This is a genomic window from Corynebacterium glucuronolyticum DSM 44120, assembly GCF_030440595.1.
GTDB lineage: Bacteria > Actinomycetota > Actinomycetes > Mycobacteriales > Mycobacteriaceae > Corynebacterium > Corynebacterium glucuronolyticum.
In genome coordinates, this window is sequence record NZ_CP047452.1 from 2,481,097 (window position 1) to 2,503,161 (window position 22,065).

The window sequence follows — 22,065 nt, forward strand, 5'->3', positions numbered from 1 at the left end:
TTTTCTCTCCTTTTTTTAGGTTAGTTTGATGGTGACGTGGGGCTTACGGTGGGACCGCGCGGCCTTGTCGATTCGCAGCGGGGAAGAGTCTCCCCACGGAAGAACTCGGGGTAGAACGCCCGGGTGGCGAGCATGACCACAACTCCGAGGCCGAGGATGCCCGCACCGAGGATGAAGACAGTGCCGATCCCCATGACGCTGGAGCCGGAGCCGTACGAGGGATCGATGCTGTCCACGGCCGTGATGCAGAACATGACCAGCAACGCACCGCCTCCGACGAGCGGAAAGAGGAAGCGGAAGACGATGTTGCGGGCAGAGGAGAACAACTCCCTGCGGAAGTACCAGAGACACGCGACGGCGGTGATGCCGTAGTAGAAGCAAATCATGAGCCCCAGCGCGGCGATGGTATCCCACAGTGCGTTTTCTGACAGCACCCTGGTGACGGAGTAGAACAGCCCGGCACCGATGGCGGACACGATCGTCGCCGTCGACGGGGTGCGGAACTTGGCGCTGACGCGGGCAAAGCTCGGTGGTAACGCGCGGTAATAGCCCATAGCAAGAAGCGTCCGCGCGGGTCCCACCATGGTGGATTGGAGCGAGGCGAACGAGCTGGACAGCACGGCCACGTAGATGAGGATGGAAAACGGCCCCAAAACCGGCCCGGATAGGACGGCGAAGATGGATTCCTGGTTATCCGGATTTCCTGCACCGAGCCCCTCAGTGCCAATTCCCGCCCAACACACCACGGCAACGGCGGTGAGAACATACAGCACGATGATGATGATCACCGTGACCATGGCGGCCCGCCCCGGCGTGGTCTCCGGGTCTTTTGTCTCCTCGTTCATGGTGAGGGTGACGTCCCACCCCCAGAACATGAAGATGGATAGTGAAATACCCGCGGCGATGACGGATACATCCCCAGCACCAGCCGGGTTGAGCCAAGACCACTCGAAGGGGGTGAAGTCAAACCCCTGGTGGTGGTAGGCCTCCCAGATCGCTACCGCATCAAAGACGATGATGCTTATCACCTGGATGGCTACGAGTACGTTCTGAATCTTCTGCGTGGAACCCATGCCACGGTAAGAAATGTAGGCGGCAAGTGCGAGAAACACGAGGGTGGTGGGGATATTCACCCACAAGTTATCCGTCAGCGCGGCGATGGAATCATTGCCCGCTACCCGTGCGAGGAGGAGGAACAAGAAATCCACGGCAACGGCGGCGAGGTTGGAGATAACCAGCACGGTTGCGGTAATGAGCCCCCAACCGCCCATCCAGCCCACCCACGGGCCGAAGGCACGCGTGGCCCAGGTAAACGAGGTGCCGGAATCCGGGATCGCGTTATTGAGCTCTCGGTACGCAAACGCGACGAGGAGCATGGGGAGAAAGCCCAGCAACAATACTGCGGGGACGTATTGCCCCACCGCCGAGATGGTGGGACCAAGGCCACTGGTCAAGGTGTAGGTGGGTGCGATGCAGCTGATGCCGATGATGACGGCCCCGACAAGCCCCACGGTGCCTGTTGCAAGCCCCTTGGAACTGGAGCCGTCACCGTCTGACGCGGGTGAATCGATGGTATCGCTGGTGACAAGTACGTGGCGGGGGCGCTTTACGGCATGGCGGGCTGAGGCAGGAGACGCACCGGACGACGTTACAGATCTAAGGGCGCTGTGGGCGCTATGGAGTATGGACATCACCCCTCACCCCCTGTGGCTTCCTTACCCGTCATATATCCGGCGGGCACGATCATCAGCGGCACGGGGATACAGTGCAAGAGCTGCGCGCCGGTGGTGCCCAAGAAGATGCGGCCGTGGACTGCAAGGCGGGAGGAACCAATGATCACCATCTCTCCAGGCACAAAGGTGAGTTCCTTGACGGCCTCCGCCACGCTTGCTCCCGCAGCGGTGGCGACCGCAACATCACCCTCCTCGATTGCCTCGGTAGCAAGCTCTGCAAGAAACTCCTCGGTGTATGCACTAAGCGCCGCCACCGTATTTTTTGGTGGGGACTTTCTCAGCCGCTTGAGAAGCCTCTTGTCTTCCTTCACCATGAGCGACACCAACCGGGCGGGAATCCCCCTGCGCTGGGCGCGGTCCATGCATAGCGCCACTACATCATTGCACCCGTGTCTCGGCCCGAACATCGCGGTGATCCGGGTGACTTCCCCGGTGTAGTGGTACCCAGGTGGCGCAATGGCCACCGGCCGCGTGGCGGAATGCAAGAGGGCATCCACGGTGGCCCCCATGGTCACACGGTTCAACACACGATGGGCACGCGACCCGATGATGATGGCGTCGCACGATAATTGTTCGGCCGCCCTGCTAATGGCATCGGCCTCGTTTTCACCCGTGACAATCCGCGCCCGCGCGGGAATGTCCAGGGGTACCTCATCAAGCGCCTGGCGCAACCATTTCTGGAGCTGGTTGGTAATGACAACGTCATAGCCCGAGTCCCCCACCCATACCCCGGAATAGGAATCATCGCGCGGTTCAACCGATACAATTTCAAGCCCGATATCTCTGCCGGCTGCCAGGCTAATGGCGAGCTTCAGGCCCGCTTTCCCAGCCCTGGTAGCCTGGTAAGCGACAAGGAACCGCCCCGTGGTTGGCCGGTAGTGGCCTCGTACGCTTTTCTTCCTTCTCATGGCGTTGTGCCTCCCCCGCGAGATCCAAGCGAGGGCCGAACCGGCCTTAATGGAATATCACTGCGGGCCGCAGCACATAGGCCTCCCGCGCCACCGCCCCCAGTGACACCAGCAGTGCGCCACCCCCATGTGGCCCATGCGGAAAGCTTCGAACGTTCGACGCCGTGCATCGCGACCTCCTTTTCCTTGTGGTTAAAGTCTTAAGAATCCTTTTGACCAGTCCTGTCTTCTTGTACGTATCCGTTTCGGGCCTCAACCGGCCCTGTCCGAGCCCCCAACGCCGGCTACGGGAACCGCGGTGGGCGTGGACACAACTTTCACTCCATGCAATTTATGCATTATGTGGTTGGTGCCACTCTAACAGAACTTGCACCCCTTCGGAGGAAATTTTCTTCTCTGGGCCGGTGCGTTTATTCCACTCAACATACCTATCCCCTGGTAGCTTCGCCTATTTTAGTTTTCCCCACACCCGACCGATGGGGGAGGTTTAAGCCTCCACTCGCGACGCGACGGACGAGAATTGCCCCTCCACAAACCATCCGTGCATATTTGCGCTCTTTATTAGCCGTTTTATAAATCACTTTCTCACCCCGTTTTCCATATCCATGTTGGATTTTTTCTTTCGACGAATTATCCATAATGTCCACGCACACATGGCCGTTTTCCGCCGTATTCTGTGCCGAGACACTCGCACTCCCCCGACCGGGCCGGCCGCATTCCCCCACACGCAGATGGATCGGAATCACCGGCTTCCCCGCAGCGGAGAAGACGCATGAAGAAAGGAAAAACCAAAATGAAAGACCTGGAATACCGGCTCCCCCAAACCCGCTCCATCACCACGGATATTCCCGGACCAATAAGCACGGAGCTTGATGCTCGCCGCGAAAAGTCCGTGGCACGGGCCCTCCATCCAGGTCTCCCCGGCTACGTTGTTGATGCCGACGGCGGAGTGCTTGTCGACGCCGACGGAAACTCGTGGATTGACTTTGCCTCCGGCATCGCGGTGACATCCGTCGGCGCCTCCAACAAAGCCGTCACCGAGGCCGTGGCCGAGGCCGCAAAGCACTTTACCCACACCTGCTTTATGACATCCCCCTACGAGGGATACGTGCAGGTGGCGGAGCTCCTGGCGGAGGTCACCCCCGGCGATCACGAGAAGAAGTCCGTGCTGCTCAACTCCGGCGCCGAGGCCGTGGAAAACGCCGTGAAGGTGGCACGCGCCTACACCGGCAAGTTCGGCGTGGTCACCTTTGAAAATTGCTACCACGGCCGCACCAACCTCACCATGGCGATGACCGCCAAGAACAACCCGTACAAGACGGGGTTCGGACCGTTCGCCTCCGATGTGTTCCGCGTTCCCATGTCCTACCCGCTGCGTGACGGGCTCTCCGGCAAAGAGGCCGCAGAGCGCACCATTCGGGTCATGGAAAACGAGCTCGGCGCCGAGAACCTCGCGTGCGTGGTAGTGGAGCCGATCCAGGGCGAAGGCGGATTCATCGTTCCTGCAGAAGGGTTCCTGCCCGCCATTGTGGAGTGGTGCAAGGAAAACAACGTGGTGTTCGTCGCCGACGAGATTCAAGCCGGATTCTGTCGCACGGGCCAGTGGTTCGCCTGCGAGAAGGAGGGCATAGTGCCCGATCTCATCACCACCGCCAAGGGGATCGCCGGCGGCCTGCCGCTGTCGGCGGTCACCGGTCGCGCGGAGATCATGGATGCTGCGGTAGTCGGCGGCCTCGGCGGCACCTACGGCGGTAACCCCATCTCCTGCGCCGCGTCTGTCGCCGCCATCGGCGAAATGAAGCGCCTTAATCTTCCGGCCCGCGCCCAGGAAATGGAGAAGATTATTCGCGAAGAGTTCGAGGCAATCGCAGGCCTGCCGGAAGTAGCTGAGATCCGCGGGCGCGGCGCCATGGTTGCCGTGGAGTTTTCCACCCGGGACGGCGCACCAGGCACTGCACTGTGCAAGGCTGTGGCCGCCGCGTGCAAGCAAAACGGCGTGCTCATCCTCACCTGCGGGCTCGACGGCAATGTCATCCGCCTCTTGCCCCCGCTGGTCATGCCCGAAGATCTTCTCCGCGACGGCCTGCGCGTTCTGGTTGAGGCTGTCAAGAACGAAACCGCCAAATAGAAGCACGAAGGAGGAGACCGAATGCGCCTGCGCGCCACTATCCCCACCGGGATTCGGATCGGTTACACCGAACGCCCTGCATCTGGCGGAACCGAATTTCCCGTAGTTGATCCGGCCACCGAGGAGGTTGTTGCACACGTTGCCAACGCAACCTCCCCCGATTGGAACGAGGCGCTCGACCTCGCCCACGCGGCCGCACCAACGCTTGCTGCCATGCCTGCCAGAGCGCGGTCGCAAGCCCTGCGGGAAATCTTCGAGGCAGTCAAAGAACGCACGGAGGATTTCGCCACCACCATGACAGTGGAGATGGGCAAACCGCTGGCCGAGGCGCGCGGTGAGGTGAGCTACGGCAACGAGTACTTCCGCTGGTTTTCTGAGGAAGCCGCCCGCATCAACGGGCGCGTGACCCCCGCACCGGCAGGTGGTGGAACCATCGCCACCACGAAGCACCCCGTGGGCCCGGTGCTCGCCATCACGCCATGGAACTTCCCGCTGGCCATGGCCACGCGAAAGATCGCTCCCGCCCTTGCCGCCGGCTGCCCCATTCTGGTTAAGCCTGCGGCGGAGACTCCGCTTACCCTCCTCCTTCTTGGTAAGGTCCTAACCGATGTGCTGCGTCGCCTCGATTTTCCGGACGGCACTGTCTCTATTCTCCCCACCACACACGCGGCAGATCTATCAGCCGAACTCATGGCTGACGCCAGGCTGAAAAAGGTCACCTTCACCGGGTCTACCGCCGTGGGGAAAACCCTGGTGCGGCAATCGGCCGACAACCTGCAGCGCACGTCTATGGAACTCGGTGGGAACGCTCCGTTTGTAGTTGCAGGGGATGCCGATCTTGATCTTGTCCTCGAGGCAGCACTTGCCGCCAAGATGCGCAATGGAGGCGAGGCGTGCATCGCCGCCAACAGGTTCTTGGTACACGAGGATCTAGCAAAGGAATTCACCGAACGCCTCACCGCGCGGATGGGTGAATTTGTTGCCGGGCACGGCCTTGATGATTCCACCACGCTTGGTCCCCTCATTACCGCCGAGCAGAGGGATCGCGTGGCCACACTTGTCAAGGATGCCGTTTCTGGCGGAGCCACCGTCCTCATCGGTGGTGAAACTCCGACCGGTGCCGGCTACTTCTACCCGGCGACAGTTCTCACTAACGTTGCACCCACCTCCCGGATCATGCACGAGGAGATATTTGGCCCGGTGGCAACGGTTACCTCCTTTCATAATCTCGACCAGGCGGTCGCCACCGCCAATGACACCCCCTTTGGGCTCGCAGCCTACGGATTTACTGAGAACATCCACACCGCGAAGTACCTGGCAAGCGCACTCAACGCCGGAATGGTGGGCATCAATAGGGGTGCCATCTCGGATCCGGCGGCGCCATTTGGTGGCATCAAGCAGTCTGGCTTTGGACGCGAGGGGGGAAGTGAGGGCATAGAGGAATACCTGGAAACACGCTACATCGCCCTCCAGTAATTGCTCGCGAGTATCCTCCGAAGAATAGCCAATAAGGAGGACGACCGTGTCGCACTTTCCCACCCCGTACACGCCGCTGGATCTGTCGTGGCTCATGCGCCAGCCAGATCTTCGCCTCACCCCGGTGGTATCCCGCCCGGTGGAGTTTTGGGGCGTGCAGGTCTCCGAGATCGCGCACCCGGAGACCTTCATTGAAAACGGAGCCGTCGTGCTCACGGTGGGGCTCGCGTTCCGTGGCGACCTCCCCGGTTTCATTGAGGCTGTGCGCGCTATGGCCCGCTCCGGCGCCGTGGCCATCGGTGTGGGTGTGGGCTACGCGTTCGACCACATTCCGGACGAGCTCATTAAGGCCACGGCCGACCTTCCCCTCGCGCTGTTTGAGGTCCCGCGCGAGGTGTCCTTTGCCTCCATCCTCGCCGCGGTGCAAGCCGAGCGCACCTCCCGCGCGGCTTCCCGCGAGCGGAAGCTTCTCCGCACTCTCATCAGGCTTAACGACGCCGCCAATGCGGGCGATACGGTCGCCTTGGTCCGTGGGGTTGCTCAATCATTAGACGTGACGGCAGCCCTCATTGATAGCGATAACCGCATCATCGCCCACCACGGCGACGATACCCTTATCACCGCAGCCGTGTCGCTTTATTCGGGAACGAGCAAGGCGGTATCCGCCGACGGCGTAAACTATCTCTTTCACAAGATGCGCACCCGGGGAACGGTTCACCGCGCCATGGCCATCGCCTCCCGCGCAGAATTTGGGTTCATCGATCGCGTGGTTATTAGGCACAGCGCGGGGCTCGCCGATCTCTTATTGGGGCGCCCGCAGGAGCTCGCGGGGCAGCGCGCCGCCGTCAACGAAGCCGCCATCCTTGCCCACCTCGGTCGCAGTGGCGACGAATCTGCACTGCATGACCTGTTCCGTGTGGTAGTGGACTCGCGGGGGCTCACGCGTCCGGCGGTGGTGTGCACCCGGACGAGGAAGACGATGCGAGCCATCCGCCAGGCGCTGCTGCAGCGCGCGTGGGAGGATGGCCGGACGCTTTTTGTGGCGGAAGTGGCACCCAACACCACCCTGTACCTCGTGCGTGGATCCACGAGTGAGGCGGAGATTGTGAAGAATTTTCAAAAGTGGCACGACCAAGTAAGACTCGGAATAGGAGCACCGATTCCTTTGGGTGCGCTCACGGGGCACAGCGTGGACAAGCTCATCGCCGAGGCACGCACCAACCCGGCCGGCTATGGCAAGCCGGGCGGACACGCACCGCAATGGCTTTTCTCCCCCACCGTCACCGCCGCCACGCAGGGGCGATTCATGGAGGTGGAGGAGAAACTAGCGAACTCCGCCAAGGCCGACGAGCTCAAGGAAGCGGTGGCGGCCTTTCTTTTTGAAAACGGTAACCTCGGCGCCGCCGCCGACCGCCTCGGCATTCACCGACACACCATGCGCGCCCGGATCGGCGAGGCGGAGGGGCTTTTGTCTACCGACCTATCGCACCCACTCACCCGCGCCGAGCTCACCCTCGTTTTTGCCACCCGCATGCGGGAATTTAACCCACCACTCCAGTAATGCTCAGGGCCGTGTACACAAACGCGAGCCCGTACACTACGATGATTGCGCCGCGGATAAGCGGATGTGCCTGCCACGTGTTCGCCCACGCCGGTGAGACATCACCGAAACGTCGTGCAGCGGTGAGGAGCATGACGGGGACGATGGAGATGATCGCGCCCGCGAAACCACCGGTATAGGTGAGCGCCTGGACAAAACCGTGGAACCCGCAGAAGAAGATGATAAGCGGCGGGAACACCGTCATGGCGATCCCCACATGCCGGTAGAGTCCCTCCTCCGGCCAGTGGAAGATGTCCAGCACGTTTCGCATGGTGGTAAACCCGATGGCGATAAACGATGTCATCATCGCGCACAGCGCAAAGATATTAGCCATGATAAAGGCCGCATGCCCCAAGCGCTCACTCCAGGCAAGCGTAATAACCTCCGTCACCTGCGTTCCCAAAAGGCCCAGTGCGGCAAACGGCACGGCTGCGAGGGTAAACCCGGTGATGCACATGCCCACAACGATGGTGACGGGGATGGCCCCCGCGCGGTGGTCCTTCATCCCGCGGGCGAGTTCCGGCACCACGTACTGCGCGAGAAACGTGAACACGGCGAGGTTAACGATGGGGATGATAAACCCGGGACGAAATACCCACAGGTTACCAAGGGTGATGCCAGGACCGAGAAGCGTCCACCCGATGAGTACTGCAAGTATCACCGCCATCGCGGTGGTGATGGCCCCCTCCACCACGCCGGTGGCTTGGAGGCCCAGCCACATAATTGCCGCGCCCGCCGCGAAGAACACCACCGTGCCCACGGATTCTGGAAGCCCCGTCAAGCTCGCGATAAGTGACCCGGATCCGGAGGCGTAGGCGATGAGTGCGCCTACGCCGTTGATGATGACGGCGGTGAACACTATCCACCGTCCAGCCTGCCCGAGGTACTTTTCCGTCAGCCCCGAAAGCTGCAGCGGCTTATTGGTTCGAAGCGCCACCTCTGCCACGTAGAGCATGGAGAATGTGGTGAGCGTTCCGGCAATAACCAGGGCCAGCACCAGTGACGCGAAGCCCCCGTCCTTGGCCGCGTACGGCAGGCTCAAAATCCCCGCGCCAATGTTGGTACCGAAGATTATCGCCACGCCCTGCAGGGGCGTGATCGAGTTGTGGTGGATGCTCGCATCATGCGCGGTCTGAGCGCTGCTGGTCCCGCCGGGCTCATATACCTGTTCTATTTCCACCTGCTGTTCCCGCGGGGTGGTTCCCGCCACTTCTAACGCCACAGCCGACCTCCTTGTGATGCGCGTCATATTTATTACTGCCAGCGTAGGGGGACAAAACACCGCACCATAGGGCCGTAACGTACATTTCGTAGTTTCTTGTTAGACATCTCGTCCACTGCAGCAGGTCCCAAGTCCCTGCTGAGTCCCCACTTCATCCACAGCTCACTCCCCAAACAATGTGTTCGTCATTCGCTGGTCTTTTCGTGCGAAGCCGAAACAGACCCCTCACTTACCCAGGCTCTCGCCACAAGGCAATTCTGGACTATGCCCACTGCCTATATTTTGATAAATGGCTGGTCGTTTCTTTCTCAAATACTCCCCACGTGCAAAACCTGCGATGCCACAACTCAAAATCACACCAGGGATAACAAACACCAGGTACCAGAGCTCTGCATCACCGATTAGATTTTTGAAATTGAGAAGGACAAGGACAAACATCGCACCGAAACCAACGATGGCAACAACCGGAGAATATGTCGTAATGAAAGACGAATATTTTCTTTCCCTCCGCGTGAAATACCGCAGAACCGAGATACTTGTTACCAAAAATAGGAAGATCAACCCGAATCCGCCGGCGTTACTCGCCCACGAAAACACGATGTCGGAAGGGAACGAATCGTCCATATACAAAGTCTTTTGTGTCAACCACATTGCTATCACGACCACGATGGCTAAACATGATTGAGAGACTGAGGCCGTCCTTGGCACACCATCAGCTGTCACACGCCCCAGAGACTTCCACAACACATGCTCCCTCCCTAAGGCCATGAGGTACCGCGAGATGGAATTGTGAAAGGAAACCACCGCTGCAAACAACGAGGTGACGAGCAAGGCCTGTAGGAACGGTACCAGCGCAGTAAATCCATGACTACCGAGGTAAGTGAAAAATAGCGTTGAACCCTGCTCCTGAGCGGCGGTAATCACGTTGTCTTCCCCTACGCTCTGTGCAATTGCCCACGAGGAGAAGCCATAAAACACCGAAATAACCGCAATGGAAATCAAGGTCGCCCGCGGAATCGTCTTTCCCGGGTCTTCAGTTTCCTCTGCATACATGGAGCTGCTTTCGATTCCCATAAATCCGGCAATGGTGAAAGCAAGGAGCGTCCCTGTACCGCCACCGATAAGAGACATCGGGGAAAAAGTGCCCACGGCGAGATCGTGGCCCCTGTTGATCAGTACGACGATGCAGAAAAACAACACCGTTAAAAATTCGAGTATAAGGAGAAATCCGATAATCCGAGAAGCGAGGTCAGCGGACCTTACTCCCAGAGTCCCAACGAGTATCACCGCCACTATGGAGAATAAAACCCAGGTAACACTACGCCCGGTGACCCTCAGTAAGAGGTCTTCCGCCATGAACCCCAGAAGACACACAAGTGCAGTCTGCATCATGGAGTAGGAGATAATGGCAAGCCAGGATGCCGCCAGACCGTGGCTTTCCCCTAGCCCCGCAGAAACATATGAAAAGAACGCAGCGGTATTCGGGATTTCCTTTGCCATCGCACAAAACCCAAGGGCAAACATCGCCACCAGACCGCCGCAGATGAGGTAACCGAGCGGAACGCCCGCGAGGCCAGAGGCAGCATACGCAGCAGTAACACCAGCGGAAACAACGGTAAGTGGGGCGGCAGCAGCACAGACCAGGAAAACGATGTGGTGTGTTTTCAGGGTCCGCATGTTTACGTAGCCTTTCGCTGGTCACGTGAATTCATGTAGGCATCACGAGCTGCCGTGAGAAACTTTTTCTGCTCTTCGTTTACTTCGGACCTTATCTGTCCTTCCACGATATAGGAATAGCCATCAGCAAATCCAGAATTTTTTTCAGTTAACGCCTCAAGCGTTGCCAATCCACAGAAAGGAACGTAATACTGACAGTAGCCACCTTCCTGAATGAACACTAACTTTCCATCGCACAGCAACTCCGCAGCAGACACCATTTTCCGAGTCAAATTATTGAATCCTTGAGCGGTGACCATCATCCGCCCCAATGGGTCCATCATTGCTGCATCATAGCCGCTGGAAATCACGATCAGGTCGGGGCTGAAATCCTCCAATGCTGGCACCACAATGTCAGTAATGGCATGGCAGTACACCGCATCTCCACTTCCCGGGGGAAGTGGGATATTGATGTTGAAACCGGTACCGGCCCCGCTTCCAATTTCATCAACGAAACCACTATTCACTGGATAGTTCCGATCCTGGTGAATAGATATGGTGAGGACGTTGCTGTTGTCCCACCAGATGTCTTGGGTGCCGTTGCCGTGATGGACATCCCAATCCACAATTGCGACCTTTGAAACGTCATTTCTTTCTAACGCATGCGCAACTGCTACGGAGGAGTTATTGAACATACAAAACCCCATTCCCTTGTCTTTACATGCATGATGACCTGGTGGATTAATAAGCGCGTAGGCGCGGTCCACTTGGCCATCGAGTACGGCATCGACAGCCACCATCGCACCACCGGCCGAAAGTACCGCAATATCGAGAGCATTGTGCCCTAACGGTGAGGCGCCGTCACCACAGTCCCCTCCCTTAGGCAATGCGGACTGTTCTACCATACGGTTCCAATGACCCTCCGTGTGAACGCGAAGAATATCCTCTCGCGTGCAGGGGATTGCCCGCATGTGCTGGATTTCACGGCTGAGCTTAGATACCTGGATGAGCTCATTAAGCCTGCGCTTCGGTTCCGGCGAAGAGTAATGCCTGTACACCGGTTGGAGTCCACGGGCTGGATCGGATGGCATGTCTCCGCCAGTACCCGTGTCATGCCAACCGTAGAGGGTATCCCATACATAGCCCACTTGTATTTCTTTCTCTGACATTTCCCTCTCCTTCTTTCCGGGGTATTCACCGATGTGGGGCGAAAGCCATGACTAAATATTCCTGGGATCTATTTCTTGACCTAAATATCCGCTTGGGAAGTAACAGCACTTGTAGCTGTCAGCGTGTTGGTCGATCCGCTACCGCACCAACGTCAAAGAGTGAGGTATATTCTCCTCCTCCTAACCGGGCCCGGACGCATATGGCGCCGGGGAGTTTTCATCTGCGGTAGCCCCATGATGCGTGAAGTGGGTCACTTTTCACATCGCCACGGTGTCTAAATCAAGGTTGAAGAAAGTACATCGAGCCTATTGCGGGTCTCGCTGACTTGAATTTTTCATTTTCTCAAAAAGTTTTCAACTTCCCAGTCGATCCCCCGCGTCCCCCATTCCCTCCGGTTACAATGACAGCGCACAGTGCACGTTCCAGCGTGACTCCAAACGACGTCCCAAAACCGGAGATTTTTTGGACGATAATCAATAGTTTTTGCGAGGGATCCAGTTCATCTAAACGAACATGCACAGAAAGAAGCCCCATCGGTAGAAATAATCCGATGGGGCTTTAAGAAAGGACGAGTGATGAAGCAGTGACGGGCTACTTTGTTACCTCAGCCAGGAGAGAATCGAACGCATCAACGTAGGCATCGATAGCCTCGTCGGTGTGTGTGACGGAGAGGGTCCATTCCTCCTCACGGCCAGGGGTCATGAAAATGCCGTGGTTCATGTTCCACAGCCAGGCAAGGTCGGTGATGGGACCCGCCTGGAGCCGGGCGTAGGACTCGTAATCCGTGATCTTTTCCGGCGCGAAGGTGACACAACCCTTGGAGCCGATGCCCACGGTGTACGCGGCGATATCGTACTTCTTAATTACGGCGTCGCAGCCAGCGAGGATGCGGTCATTGAGGTGGTCGAGATGCTTGTAGGCATCCGGGGTGAGTACCTTTTCCAGCGACGCACGAGCAGCTGCCATGGATAGCGGATTGCCGGAGTAGGTGCCTACCTGGTACACGGTGTGATCCTCCACCACGCGCATGACCTCCTCGGACCCGCCGATTCCGCCGGCTGGGAGTCCGCCGCCGAGAGCCTTGGCAAGCGTGACAAGATCCGGGGTGACGCCGAATTTCTCCGTCGCGCCACCTGCTGCGATACACAGGCCGGTTTTCACCTCGTCGAAGATGAGCACGATACCGTGGCGCTTGGTGATATCACGAACCGCCTCCAAGTAGCCCGGTTCCGGAAGAACCACACCGAGATTCATCATGGCGGCCTCCATGATGACACAGGCAGGCTTGCAGCCTTCCTTATCCAGGTCAATGATGCGCTTCTCCATCGCCTCGGCATCGTTGAACGGCACGGGGACTGTCATATCCACCGTGGCCTGCGGGATGCCGCCACCGTAGGGGAGCTGGTTGTAGTGATCGCGCGGGCCAATGTTGTCGTACGGCATGCCGATGGATACCATGACCGTATCGTGGTGGCCGTGGTAGGAACCGAAAATCTTCATCACCGTATCGCGCTTGGTGTATGCGCGGGCGATGCGGATGGCATCCATCGTCGCCTCCGAACCCGAGTTGGTGAAACGCCACTTGGGGAGGCCGAACCTCTCGGCGAGGAGGGTGGAGACTATGAGGTCATCTTCTGTGGCGGAACCAAAGTGGGATCCCTTGGGCCACCGTTCATTGATAGCCTTGCCTATCTCCGGGTGCCCGTGGCCCTGCACCATAGCCCCGTAGCCATTGTGAAAGTCCCAATATTCGTTGCCGTCCACATCCCAAATCTTGGCACCGTGACCCCGGTCGATGTAGATGGGCCACGGGTCACGGGATTGGTAGCTGGAAGCAACGCCATTGGACAGGTGCTCGGCGCCGTCAAACATCTGCTTTGACTTTTGAGTATTGGCATCGAGGATCTTCTCCTGTTCCTCGATGAGATTAGCAATACGGGATTCATCCAGTGATACGGTCACGGTTTTCTCCTCCTTGGGATGGATTACGAGAGTGTGTACCCCAACGAGCCTAGCGAAATTTTCCGCCAAACGGAACGGTTTCCGTACTTTTTTATAGTTTTTAGTACCGTTTAAGTATCTAAAACTGCTAGATAACGCCCCAATTGTAAATTTGTTTATTTATCTCCAGGTACTGAAAGGTCTCCGTGCTTCGCACCCCATCGGTGGCGCGAACCTTCTTATATATGGCTTCTTTAAGGTGAGCGTCTGACCTGGCGACGATCTCAGCAAGGATGTCATAGCGCCCCGTGGTCACGACAAGGTAGGTGACCTCCTCCAGCTCCCGCAGGTGGGCAAGCACCGGTTCCACGTCGCCATCCACGGTGATACCAACCAATGCCTGCCTAGGAAACCCCATCTGCTTGGGGTCGGTGACCGCGACAATATCAATGACCCCTTCGCTTTCGAGCTTTTTCACGCGTTTTCGCACCGCCGCCTCACTGAGGTTGACATACGCGGCTATATCCGAATACGGCACCCGGCCATCGTTTTGCAGCATCTCGATGATTTTCCGGTTCACACTGTCCATGCAAGCATCGTATCTAAATTTTCCCCTTAGCCCTTGGCATATGTGCAAATTAGCTCACACAATCGACCACACCTAGCCCGGCTATGTCTCCCGATCTAAAAAACCGCAACGCACCAGGCGTTGCGGTTAACCTATCCACACAGTGGTTCTACACGGGCTCTACACGTCCCGTTTTTGCAGCGAGATCATCGAGCAGATGACCAGTACCGCGAGCAGCGCGAGGAAGTACCACAGGGAACCCTCCCAGCCCCACGGCGCCGTCTTGCCCGTCATCATGTGCGTCACGTCGTGCTTGCTCATGAAGGCGTTGAAGTTGGTGAACGGCATGAGGTAGAAGATGTGCTCGCCGATCTTGGGCAGCAGGCCGAGCAGCCCCTCGATCATAGAGGCGAGCAGCACGATGGCGATGGAGCCTGCGGTGCTGCGAGTGAGCCACCCCAGCGCCTGGCCGACGGTGACGTACACGATGGCCTGGAACGGGTAGAGCCACATGAAGCGCTGGGAGCGCTCGTCGCCCCACACGTCGAGGGACTCGCCGATGGCGCCACCGACGATGAACTTGGCCATGTACAGGCACAGCAGCACGGTGATGAAGGTGAGCAGCGCCGCGAACACGGCGTAGATGAGCCACTTAGCCAGCGCCACCAGCGGCCGGTTCGGGGTGGCCAGGAAGGTGGCGGACTGGTAATTGTTGCTGTATTCGTTGGTCACCACGAGCACGGCCTGGATGGCGAGCACGAGGAAGCCTGCCTGGCCGACGAGGACGAGGAGGTTGTCAACGGAAAAACTCAAGGCCTGGTTGGGATCCATCCGCACGAGCAGGGCGGTCAGAGCCGAGAAGCCGACACAGAGAACGAGGTAGACGCCGGTTGTCCAGAAGATGGAGTTCACCGACCAGAGCTTCGTCCATTCGGATTTCAGTGTTTGCGCGAACATGGTCTCTACTGCTCCTTCTCATTCAACGCGTGCTGCGACGGCTTCGGTTTCGCTGCCGCTGAAGCCTCGCCGTGGTACTGCACGGAGTCGGAGGTGGCCTGCATGAAGACGTCCTCAAGCGAATCGTGGACCTCCGTGAGCTCGCCCAACGGAACGCCGGCGGCGAAGGCAACCTCGCCAACCTCGTCGGAGTTCTTGTCCTTCACGAGGACGTACGGACGCTCATCCTCGTCGGTGCCGTCGGTAAACGGGATCGACTTCAGCGCCAAGGCACTGCGGAACTCCTCCAGGCGTGGGGAACGCACGCGGACGGAGACCTTGGAGGAACGCTTGAGGAACTCATGGGTGGTCGTGTCTGCAACAAGCTTGCCCTGGCCGATAACGACGAGGCGGTCGGCGGTCTGCGACATCTCGCTGAGCAAGTGAGAGCTCACCAGAACCGTGCGCCCCTCGGCCGCAAGGTTGCGGAGGAAGCCACGGACCCACCGGATGCCTTCGGGATCAAGGCCGTTGACCGGCTCGTCGAAAAGCAAAACCTCAGGGTCGCCGAGCATTGCGGCGGCGAGCCCCAGACGTTGCCCCATGCCGAGCGAGAACTTGCCGGCCGGGCGCTTGGCAACTTCGGAAAGCCCCACCAAGTCAAGCACCTCATTGACGCGGGAACGAGGAATACCATTAGAATCCGCGATCCAGGAGAGGTGTGCGTATGCTGAGCGCTTGCGGTGCACAGCCTTGGCATCGAGGAGGGCACCCACCGTGCGAAGGGGATTCTTCAACTTGTAGTACGGCTGGCCATTGATAGTGGCGTAACCGTTGGTGGGCTTGTCAAGTCCCAGGATCATGCGCATTGTTGTCGATTTCCCCGCACCGTTCGGCCCAAGAAAGCCAGTCACGACTCCGGGCTTAACAGTAAAAGTTAGGTCATCGACGGCAACGGTGGACCCGTAGACTTTTGTCAATCCGTTGACTTCGATCATGACCACCATTTTTACACGTTAGCTACTTTTGCGCATAACCAATTGTGTGAGTTTAGGCAGACTGTTAGCAAATGGGGACAATAACGGAAGTTTTGACAGGCTATTCACATGCACCCACCGCAGCTCCAAGCTCTCCGCATTCGGCGTCACCGGCAGCTCCTCCGCACACCGCGCGACGACGGTGGTGTACGTCCACCCATCCACGCGCGTGGTCACCAGCTCCTCAATCACGTGAACGAGACCCACGTCCATCCCCGTTTCTTCCTCCGCCTCGCGCAGCGCCGCCTCGCGCGCGCTCTCGTGTGAATCCCGCGCGCCCCCGGGCAACGCCCACGTCCCACCCATGTTGGTCCACAGCGCCCGGTGCTGCAGGAGCACCGTATCCGCGCCAGACACCAGGAATAACCCCGCAGATCCGAACCGCCCCCAACGGCGCACGCCATCCGAACCATCCACGAAACCGTTGCCATCACCACGCATAGCCCTCAGCCTACCTTTTTCCGGGTGGCTGCTTTGGGGTTTGCTTGGCGCTTGGTGGCTTGCTTTGGCCTTGGTGGCTGTGGGGGATTTGCTTTGGCGTTTGGTGGCTGTGCGTGATTCTCGGGAACGCTAACTCCACAATTCCCCTCAAAATCAAGCTAATTCGCGAGTTAAGGGACCTGGCACACCCGGCACCCGCCACCACACCGCATCCCGGCATCGCGCCGGGATCGCCTCAGCACCGACCCGGGATCGCTAACTCCATAAATCCCCTCAAAATCAAGCTAATTCGCGAGTTAAAGGACCTGGCACACCCGGCACCCGCCGCCACCCGCAACCCGGCACCGCCTCAGGATCGCTAACCCCACAATTCCCCTCAAAATCAAGCTAATTCGCGAGTTAAGGGGTCTGGGGAGCGGGAGATCCAACCGCTGGTGCACGCAATACTGCGCAACTTCTTTCGGCCGCCAATGCAACCTATTAGACTGTGGAGAATGGCGAGGATTGTGGGAGCCGACGACAGCTGGCTAGATGTGCCCCGCACACTGGCCGTGCGCAGGCGCGACAAAATCAAGGAGTGGATTGGCCAGCCGATCCAGTGGCTCCGCGGTGCCGGCGACTTCGTCCGCACAACCCCCGGCATCATGGCAGCAATGACCCTCATCATCTCGGTCACCCTCCTCGCCGCCGGAATCGTCACGCTGACCTCCACCGATGCCCGGCGAACCTCGTATCAGGAACTGTCGCAGACGATGGAGCCGGCAAGCTACGCCGCGCACAACCTGTACACATCCCTGGCCCTGACGGACACCCTCGCCGTCACGGGGCTGGCGGAGTTCGGCAGCAATTCGAGGCAGGAGCAGACTGCCTACCTCGAACCGCTCAACCGGGCGGCGCTCGCCGGCAACGAGACCGCCGCCAACGCCAGCGGTGCGGATGAGCTCATGGCCGTCGCCAGGGCGAACCAGAATTTGCCTACGTACGCGGGGCTCGTCATGGCGGCACGGATGAACGTGCGGGCGGGCAATCCTATCGGCTCCGCCTACATGGCCGAGGCCAACGCTCTCATGCGCGAGCAGCTGCTGCCCGCCGCCGGTGAGGTGTTCCGCTCCTCTTCCGACCGGGTGCAGGCCCAGCTCCGGAATCTGACGATGCCACAATGGTGGTCGGTGGGGCTGCTTGCGCTCGCCTTCGTTCTTCTCGTTCTGGCCCAGCTGTGGCTGGCGAGACGGACGCGGCGGCGGCTGAATATCGGGTTCCTTGCTGCGAACCTTCTCGTCGCCATCGCGCTCGTGTGGCTCAGTGGCAGCAATGCCGTGGCTTACCACGCGGCGAGCGTCGGCACGCACGAGGCAGCGACCCCTTATACCGCGCTCACCGATGCCCGGATCGTCGCCCAGCAGGCCCGCACGGCCGAGACGCTGGCGCTCGTCCGTCGCGGGGCGTTCAACGAGTCGCAGGTGAGCTTCGATGACGCAACAGTGCAGGTAGAGGATGCGATCAAGCAGTTTGACCACTCGGCATTAAACCCGACCTCGCAGGAGGATGTGGCGACGGCGCGGGCTGCCCTGTACTACTGGGAGAGCGTCCACGCGGACTTCGTTGAGGCTCTGGAAAAGGGCGACTACGAGGCGTCGACAAGGCTCGCTTTGGCGCCGGGGAACTCGACCGGGGAGGCCTTCACGGGCCTCGATGCCGCCCTGACCACGCTTATCGACGCTTCCCGCGCAGGCACTCGCTCCTACATTACGCAGGGCTTGCGGTCCACGACGGGGACGGGAGTGGGCGTACTCACCCTCAGCGTTCTCGCTCTCCTCGCCATCTGGCTGGGGATCCGACCAAGATTGCAGGAGTACTTATGAGTCGCGCCACCCTCACAACCCTGGCTGGCCTCGTCGCCATGGTCGCCTCCGGCTGCAGCTCGGTTACGCCGGCCCCGCCCGCCGACGCCTTGTTCACCGAACCCGCACTCACCCAGCACGATGCTCTGCCACAGGGAGCAAGTTCAATCCCCGCCTCCGAGGTCGATACCGTGGACACCGACTCGGGCCTGCTGGAGCCGAGCCTCAAGCCTGTGTCCACGCCGGCGTCGGAGCTCATTCCCGACATCTACAAGCGGGGCTACATCATCGTCGGTGTGGAGCAATCCCAAAACCTCATGAGCTACCGCGACCTCGCCACCGGCGAACTCATCGGCTTTGAGATCGACCTCGCCCACGAGATCGCCCGCGACATCTTCGGCGACCCGTCCAAGGTGGCCTTCCGCTACGTCGATGCCGCTAACCGGGAGCAGGCGCTATCCGCCCCTCCCACCGAACGCGTCGATGTGGTCATCCGCGCAATGACGATGACCAAGGGACGCGCCGATAACGTCGACTTCTCCGCACCGTATTTCTCCACCTCTGCGGGCTTCCTCACGGACAAGGATTCCTCCGTCACCACCGTCGACGATCTGAACAAGGCGACGGTGTGCGTGGCACAGGGGTCTATTAACCAGTACCGCGTCGCCCGCATCGCCCCGGGCGCTACCCTCATCACCACGCTGAGTTGGTCGGACTGCCTCATGGCGCTGCAGCAACAGCAGGTAGATGCCGTGTTCAGTGATACTGCGCTCCTCGCCGGGATGGCGGCGCAGGATGCCTACACCTCCATGACTGTCATCTCGGAGGAGCGTGACTACTACGGAATCGGCATCAAGCAGGGCAACGATAACCTCACCCGGCAGGTGAACAAGACGATTGAGCGCATCATTGCCGACGGCACGTGGCGGTCACTGTTCGCCGAGTGGTTCGGGCCATATCTCGCCACCCAGGGTCCGCCGACCCCGCTCTACCAGGAAGATCAACAACACCGCCAAGGGAGGTCCTGACATGGCTGAGACCGAAGCTGTCGCCTTCAACCCGTTCGACGACGATGACGACGAGGACGAGTACGGCGGAACGGAGCTGCAGGCGCTCATCGACAATCTCACCGGCACCGACTACCCGGCGACATCGGCGATGGGGCCGTTGCAGGCCTCGGCAGGTACCACCAACGACCCCTCGGCGAAGTACCGGAAGATCGCACTTGAGGAATTTCGGAAGCGGCGCACCGATGACCGTGCCGGGCGCGTCGTCGCCGACGGCATGGTCACGCTGCCGTTCGTCGCGCTCACCGACCCGCTCACCGCGTGCGTTGATCCCACCACGTTTACCGGAGTGGAACCACCGACTCTGTCCACCGGCGATGTCGTGGCCGGCCAGTACGACGTCAAGGGCGTCCTCGCTCACGGCGGCCTCGGATGGATCTATCTCGCCCAGGATCGTAACGTCTCCGGTCGCTGGGTCGTGCTCAAAGGCATGCGCGGCGACGTGAAAGCCGAAGACAAGGGCGCTGCCGTCGCCGAGCGGGAATTCCTCGCCGACATAACCCACCCCGAGATCGTCCGCATTTACAACTTCGTCGACGACCCGCGCGTGGAAGACGGCTTCATCGTCATGGAGTACGTCGGCGGCCCCTCCCTCAAGGAACGGCGCAAAGCCTACGAGAACCGGCGCTACCCCGCCGACCTCGCCATCGGCTACATCCTCGAGATCCTCCCCGCGCTCGGCTACCTGCATTCGCGCGGTGTGGTCTACAACGACGTCAAGCCGTCGAACATTATTCTCACCGAGGACCAGGTCAAACTCATTGACCTGGGAGCCGTCTCCGGCATCGGCGCCTACGGATACATCTATGGCACCAAAGGCTTCGCCGCCCCCGAGGTCCCCACCGAGGGGCCGAGTGTAGCCAGCGACATCTACTCCATCGGCCGCACGCTCGCCTGCCTTATCGTCGACTTGCCCAAGGGCGAGGACGGCCGCTACCTGCCGGGCATCCCCTCCCCCAAGGTAGAGCCACTGTTTCGCCGCCACCTTTCCCTCTACCGCCTGCTCTTGCGTGCCACCAACCCCGACCCTGCCAAGCGAATGGCGAGCGTGGAGGAACTATCCACCCAGCTCTACGGGGTGCTGCGGGAAATCCTCGCCGTCCGCGACCACACTTTCTTCCCGGCCCAGCACTCCCTATTTTCCCCGCAGCGCGCCACCTTCGGCACCAAACATCGGATCTTCCGCACCGATCAGCTTATCGACGGCATCAACCGCACCGTCGTCCTCACACCCCAGGAAATCGTCTCGGCACTGCCCATCCCCAACATTGATGCCACCGACATCGGCGCCCCCATCATCAACTCCGCCATCTACGCGGAACCGGGCGAGGAACTCGAGTCCATGCAGCAGGCCCTGCAGGTGGAAGAGTACCGCTCCTCCCACGAGATCCCCTACAACATCGTCCGTATCCTCCTGGACATGGGGCTCACCTCCGAGGCCCAGACGTGGCTCACCGCCCTCGAATCGGAGCTCGGCACCACGTGGAAAATCGCCTGGCTATCCGGCATCACCAGTTTGCTTCTCGACGACCTCCCGGCCGCCCAGCACCACTTCGACACCGTCCTCGCCATCCTTCCCGGTGAAGCCGCACCGAAACTCGCCCTCGCCGCCACCGACGAACTACTCCTGCAACGCATGGGCATGGCCCGCACTCCGCTCCTGGAAGACCAGGTGTCTCGTGCAACCGCCATCCTCAACCAGCAGATGGATGCCGTCAACCTGGAGATCATGAGCGACACGTGGTCCCACCTCACCATCGACCCGGCGGCTCTCCGCTTCCACGCCATGCGCCTCTACGCCCTCGTGTGGATGACCAACCCTACGACTGTGTCGAGTGCTTTCGGCCTGTCGCGCCTGCTTGTCGTGGAGAATCAGGTGGAGCTTGCCGTCCACGTCCTGGACCGGCTCAATGCCAGCTCCCGCCACCACCGCATGAGCAAACTGACAACGATTGTCACGCTCATCTCCGACGATCCGAGCGAGTCCCGTATCCGTCGCGCCGCCCGTCGGTTGGAGGAGATCCCTACGAACGAGCCCCGTCTTTTGCAGGTGAAGGCCGCCGTCCTTTCCGCAGCATTTTCCTTCCTGCGCAGCCACAACCTCGACGCCGCAGCCAGCACCAATCCCCTATTCGAGTATTCCTTTACCCAGACCGGTATCCGTGAGGGACTTTCTGAGACCCTCCGGGCCCTTGCCCGCACTGCCCCCTTTGCCCGGCACCGCTACGCCCTCGTCGACCTTGCCAACGCAGTGCGTCCCTCCACTCTTTTCTAAAGCGCACCCTCCGCGTATCCGCCCCGGACACACAGAAAGACCCCCACCGTAATGGTGAGGGTCTTT

General features: G+C 59.9%; 16 protein-coding genes. 6 read left to right on the forward strand and 10 right to left on the reverse strand.

The window, feature by feature from the left end; genetic code table 11:
* Positions 1 to 20 precede the first annotated feature (20 nt).
* On the reverse strand, positions 21 to 1,691 hold the full coding sequence (locus CGLUCO_RS11330; RefSeq protein WP_232621970.1) for an APC family permease: 1,671 nt from the start codon (positions 1,689 to 1,691) through the stop codon (positions 21 to 23).
* Positions 1,691 to 2,641 carry a universal stress protein gene (locus CGLUCO_RS11335; protein ID WP_070741501.1) on the reverse strand — a complete coding sequence of 317 codons (951 nt, stop codon included), beginning with the start codon at positions 2,639 to 2,641 and terminating at the stop codon, positions 1,691 to 1,693. The genes CGLUCO_RS11330 and CGLUCO_RS11335 overlap by 1 nt, the downstream gene beginning before the upstream one ends.
* A gap of 793 nt (positions 2,642 to 3,434) precedes the next feature.
* Between CGLUCO_RS11335 and gabT the strand changes: the two genes are divergently transcribed.
* The 3 genes from gabT to CGLUCO_RS11350 are packed head-to-tail and all read left to right on the forward strand — an operon-like array spanning position 3,435 to position 7,806.
* Positions 3,435 to 4,769, forward strand: a complete 1,335-nt coding sequence (gene gabT, locus CGLUCO_RS11340) for a 4-aminobutyrate--2-oxoglutarate transaminase (protein ID WP_034988754.1) — start codon at positions 3,435 to 3,437, stop codon at positions 4,767 to 4,769.
* Positions 4,770 to 4,790: 21 nt separating this feature from the next.
* Positions 4,791 to 6,245, forward strand: coding sequence for an NAD-dependent succinate-semialdehyde dehydrogenase (locus CGLUCO_RS11345; RefSeq protein ID WP_070741498.1), 1,455 nt, complete (start codon positions 4,791 to 4,793; stop codon positions 6,243 to 6,245).
* Between the two features lie 46 nt (positions 6,246 to 6,291).
* Entirely contained in the window at positions 6,292 to 7,806 is a 1,515-nt protein-coding gene (locus CGLUCO_RS11350; RefSeq protein WP_231285998.1) for a PucR family transcriptional regulator, read from the forward strand.
* Here CGLUCO_RS11350 and CGLUCO_RS11355 read toward each other — a convergent pair.
* The 8 genes from CGLUCO_RS11355 to CGLUCO_RS11390 form a co-directional block, all read right to left on the reverse strand.
* A complete protein-coding gene (locus CGLUCO_RS11355; RefSeq protein WP_005393562.1) occupies positions 7,787 to 9,094 on the reverse strand; it encodes an aromatic amino acid transport family protein in 1,308 nt (435 codons plus the stop codon). The genes CGLUCO_RS11350 and CGLUCO_RS11355 overlap by 20 nt on opposite strands.
* Positions 9,095 to 9,292: 198 nt before the next feature.
* Positions 9,293 to 10,744 carry an APC family permease gene (locus CGLUCO_RS11360; protein WP_084036492.1) on the reverse strand — a complete coding sequence of 484 codons (1,452 nt, stop codon included), beginning with the start codon at positions 10,742 to 10,744 and terminating at the stop codon, positions 9,293 to 9,295.
* Between the two features lie 2 nt (positions 10,745 to 10,746).
* Complete coding sequence (locus CGLUCO_RS11365; protein WP_070741492.1) at positions 10,747 to 11,892, reverse strand: class II histone deacetylase; 1,146 nt, start codon at positions 11,890 to 11,892, stop codon at positions 10,747 to 10,749.
* 592 nt (positions 11,893 to 12,484) lie between these two features.
* Positions 12,485 to 13,855 carry an aspartate aminotransferase family protein gene (locus tag CGLUCO_RS11370; RefSeq protein WP_232621969.1) on the reverse strand — a complete coding sequence of 457 codons (1,371 nt, stop codon included), beginning with the start codon at positions 13,853 to 13,855 and terminating at the stop codon, positions 12,485 to 12,487.
* 127 nt (positions 13,856 to 13,982) lie between these two features.
* Complete coding sequence (locus tag CGLUCO_RS11375) at positions 13,983 to 14,423, reverse strand: Lrp/AsnC family transcriptional regulator (protein WP_005388556.1); 441 nt, start codon at positions 14,421 to 14,423, stop codon at positions 13,983 to 13,985.
* Between the two features lie 159 nt (positions 14,424 to 14,582).
* On the reverse strand, positions 14,583 to 15,359 hold the full coding sequence (locus tag CGLUCO_RS11380) for an ABC transporter permease (protein WP_005393553.1): 777 nt from the start codon (positions 15,357 to 15,359) through the stop codon (positions 14,583 to 14,585).
* Positions 15,360 to 15,364: 5 nt separating this feature from the next.
* The gene (locus CGLUCO_RS11385) at positions 15,365 to 16,336 is read right to left on the reverse strand and encodes an ABC transporter ATP-binding protein (protein ID WP_198481470.1); all 972 of its coding nucleotides are present in this window, start codon (positions 16,334 to 16,336) and stop codon (positions 15,365 to 15,367) included.
* A gap of 18 nt (positions 16,337 to 16,354) precedes the next feature.
* Positions 16,355 to 16,816 (reverse strand): NUDIX domain-containing protein, encoded by a 462-nt coding sequence (locus tag CGLUCO_RS11390; protein ID WP_084036490.1) that lies wholly within the window; start codon positions 16,814 to 16,816, stop codon positions 16,355 to 16,357.
* 494 nt (positions 16,817 to 17,310) lie between these two features.
* On the opposite strand from CGLUCO_RS11390, the gene CGLUCO_RS11395 reads away from it, so the two are divergent.
* Genes CGLUCO_RS11395 through CGLUCO_RS11405 form a run of 3 tightly spaced genes read left to right on the forward strand, consistent with a single transcriptional unit; the run spans position 17,311 to position 21,999 of the window.
* Entirely contained in the window at positions 17,311 to 18,678 is a 1,368-nt protein-coding gene (locus CGLUCO_RS11395) for a GlnX family signal transduction membrane protein (RefSeq protein WP_084036489.1), read from the forward strand.
* Positions 18,675 to 19,685, forward strand: a complete 1,011-nt coding sequence (locus CGLUCO_RS11400; protein WP_084036488.1) for a glutamate ABC transporter substrate-binding protein — start codon at positions 18,675 to 18,677, stop codon at positions 19,683 to 19,685. Before CGLUCO_RS11395 ends, CGLUCO_RS11400 begins: the two co-directional genes overlap by 4 nt.
* A gap of 1 nt (position 19,686) precedes the next feature.
* The gene (locus tag CGLUCO_RS11405) at positions 19,687 to 21,999 is read left to right on the forward strand and encodes a serine/threonine protein kinase (protein WP_005388546.1); all 2,313 of its coding nucleotides are present in this window, start codon (positions 19,687 to 19,689) and stop codon (positions 21,997 to 21,999) included.
* Positions 22,000 to 22,065: the final 66 nt, after the last annotated feature.

Excerpts from the sequence above, each read along its gene's own strand:
- CGLUCO_RS11400 (WP_084036488.1), top strand. The coding sequence starts at position 18,675 with ATGAGTCGCGCCACCCTCACAACCCTGGCTGGCCTCGTCGCCATGGTC.
- CGLUCO_RS11355 (WP_005393562.1), bottom strand. The coding sequence starts at position 9,094 with ATGACGCGCATCACAAGGAGGTCGGCTGTGGCGTTAGAAGTGGCGGGA.
- CGLUCO_RS11405 (WP_005388546.1), top strand. The coding sequence starts at position 19,687 with ATGGCTGAGACCGAAGCTGTCGCCTTCAACCCGTTCGACGACGATGAC.
- CGLUCO_RS11385 (WP_198481470.1), bottom strand. The coding sequence starts at position 16,336 with ATGATCGAAGTCAACGGATTGACAAAAGTCTACGGGTCCACCGTTGCC.
- CGLUCO_RS11380 (WP_005393553.1), bottom strand. The coding sequence starts at position 15,359 with ATGTTCGCGCAAACACTGAAATCCGAATGGACGAAGCTCTGGTCGGTG.
- CGLUCO_RS11390 (WP_084036490.1), bottom strand. The coding sequence starts at position 16,816 with ATGCGTGGTGATGGCAACGGTTTCGTGGATGGTTCGGATGGCGTGCGC.
- CGLUCO_RS11330 (WP_232621970.1), bottom strand. The coding sequence starts at position 1,691 with ATGTCCATACTCCATAGCGCCCACAGCGCCCTTAGATCTGTAACGTCG.
- CGLUCO_RS11375 (WP_005388556.1), bottom strand. The coding sequence starts at position 14,423 with ATGGACAGTGTGAACCGGAAAATCATCGAGATGCTGCAAAACGATGGC.
- CGLUCO_RS11345 (WP_070741498.1), top strand. The coding sequence starts at position 4,791 with ATGCGCCTGCGCGCCACTATCCCCACCGGGATTCGGATCGGTTACACC.
- gabT (WP_034988754.1), top strand. The coding sequence starts at position 3,435 with ATGAAAGACCTGGAATACCGGCTCCCCCAAACCCGCTCCATCACCACG.
- CGLUCO_RS11365 (WP_070741492.1), bottom strand. The coding sequence starts at position 11,892 with ATGTCAGAGAAAGAAATACAAGTGGGCTATGTATGGGATACCCTCTAC.
- CGLUCO_RS11360 (WP_084036492.1), bottom strand. The coding sequence starts at position 10,744 with ATGCGGACCCTGAAAACACACCACATCGTTTTCCTGGTCTGTGCTGCT.
- CGLUCO_RS11335 (WP_070741501.1), bottom strand. The coding sequence starts at position 2,641 with ATGAGAAGGAAGAAAAGCGTACGAGGCCACTACCGGCCAACCACGGGG.
- CGLUCO_RS11395 (WP_084036489.1), top strand. The coding sequence starts at position 17,311 with ATGGCGAGGATTGTGGGAGCCGACGACAGCTGGCTAGATGTGCCCCGC.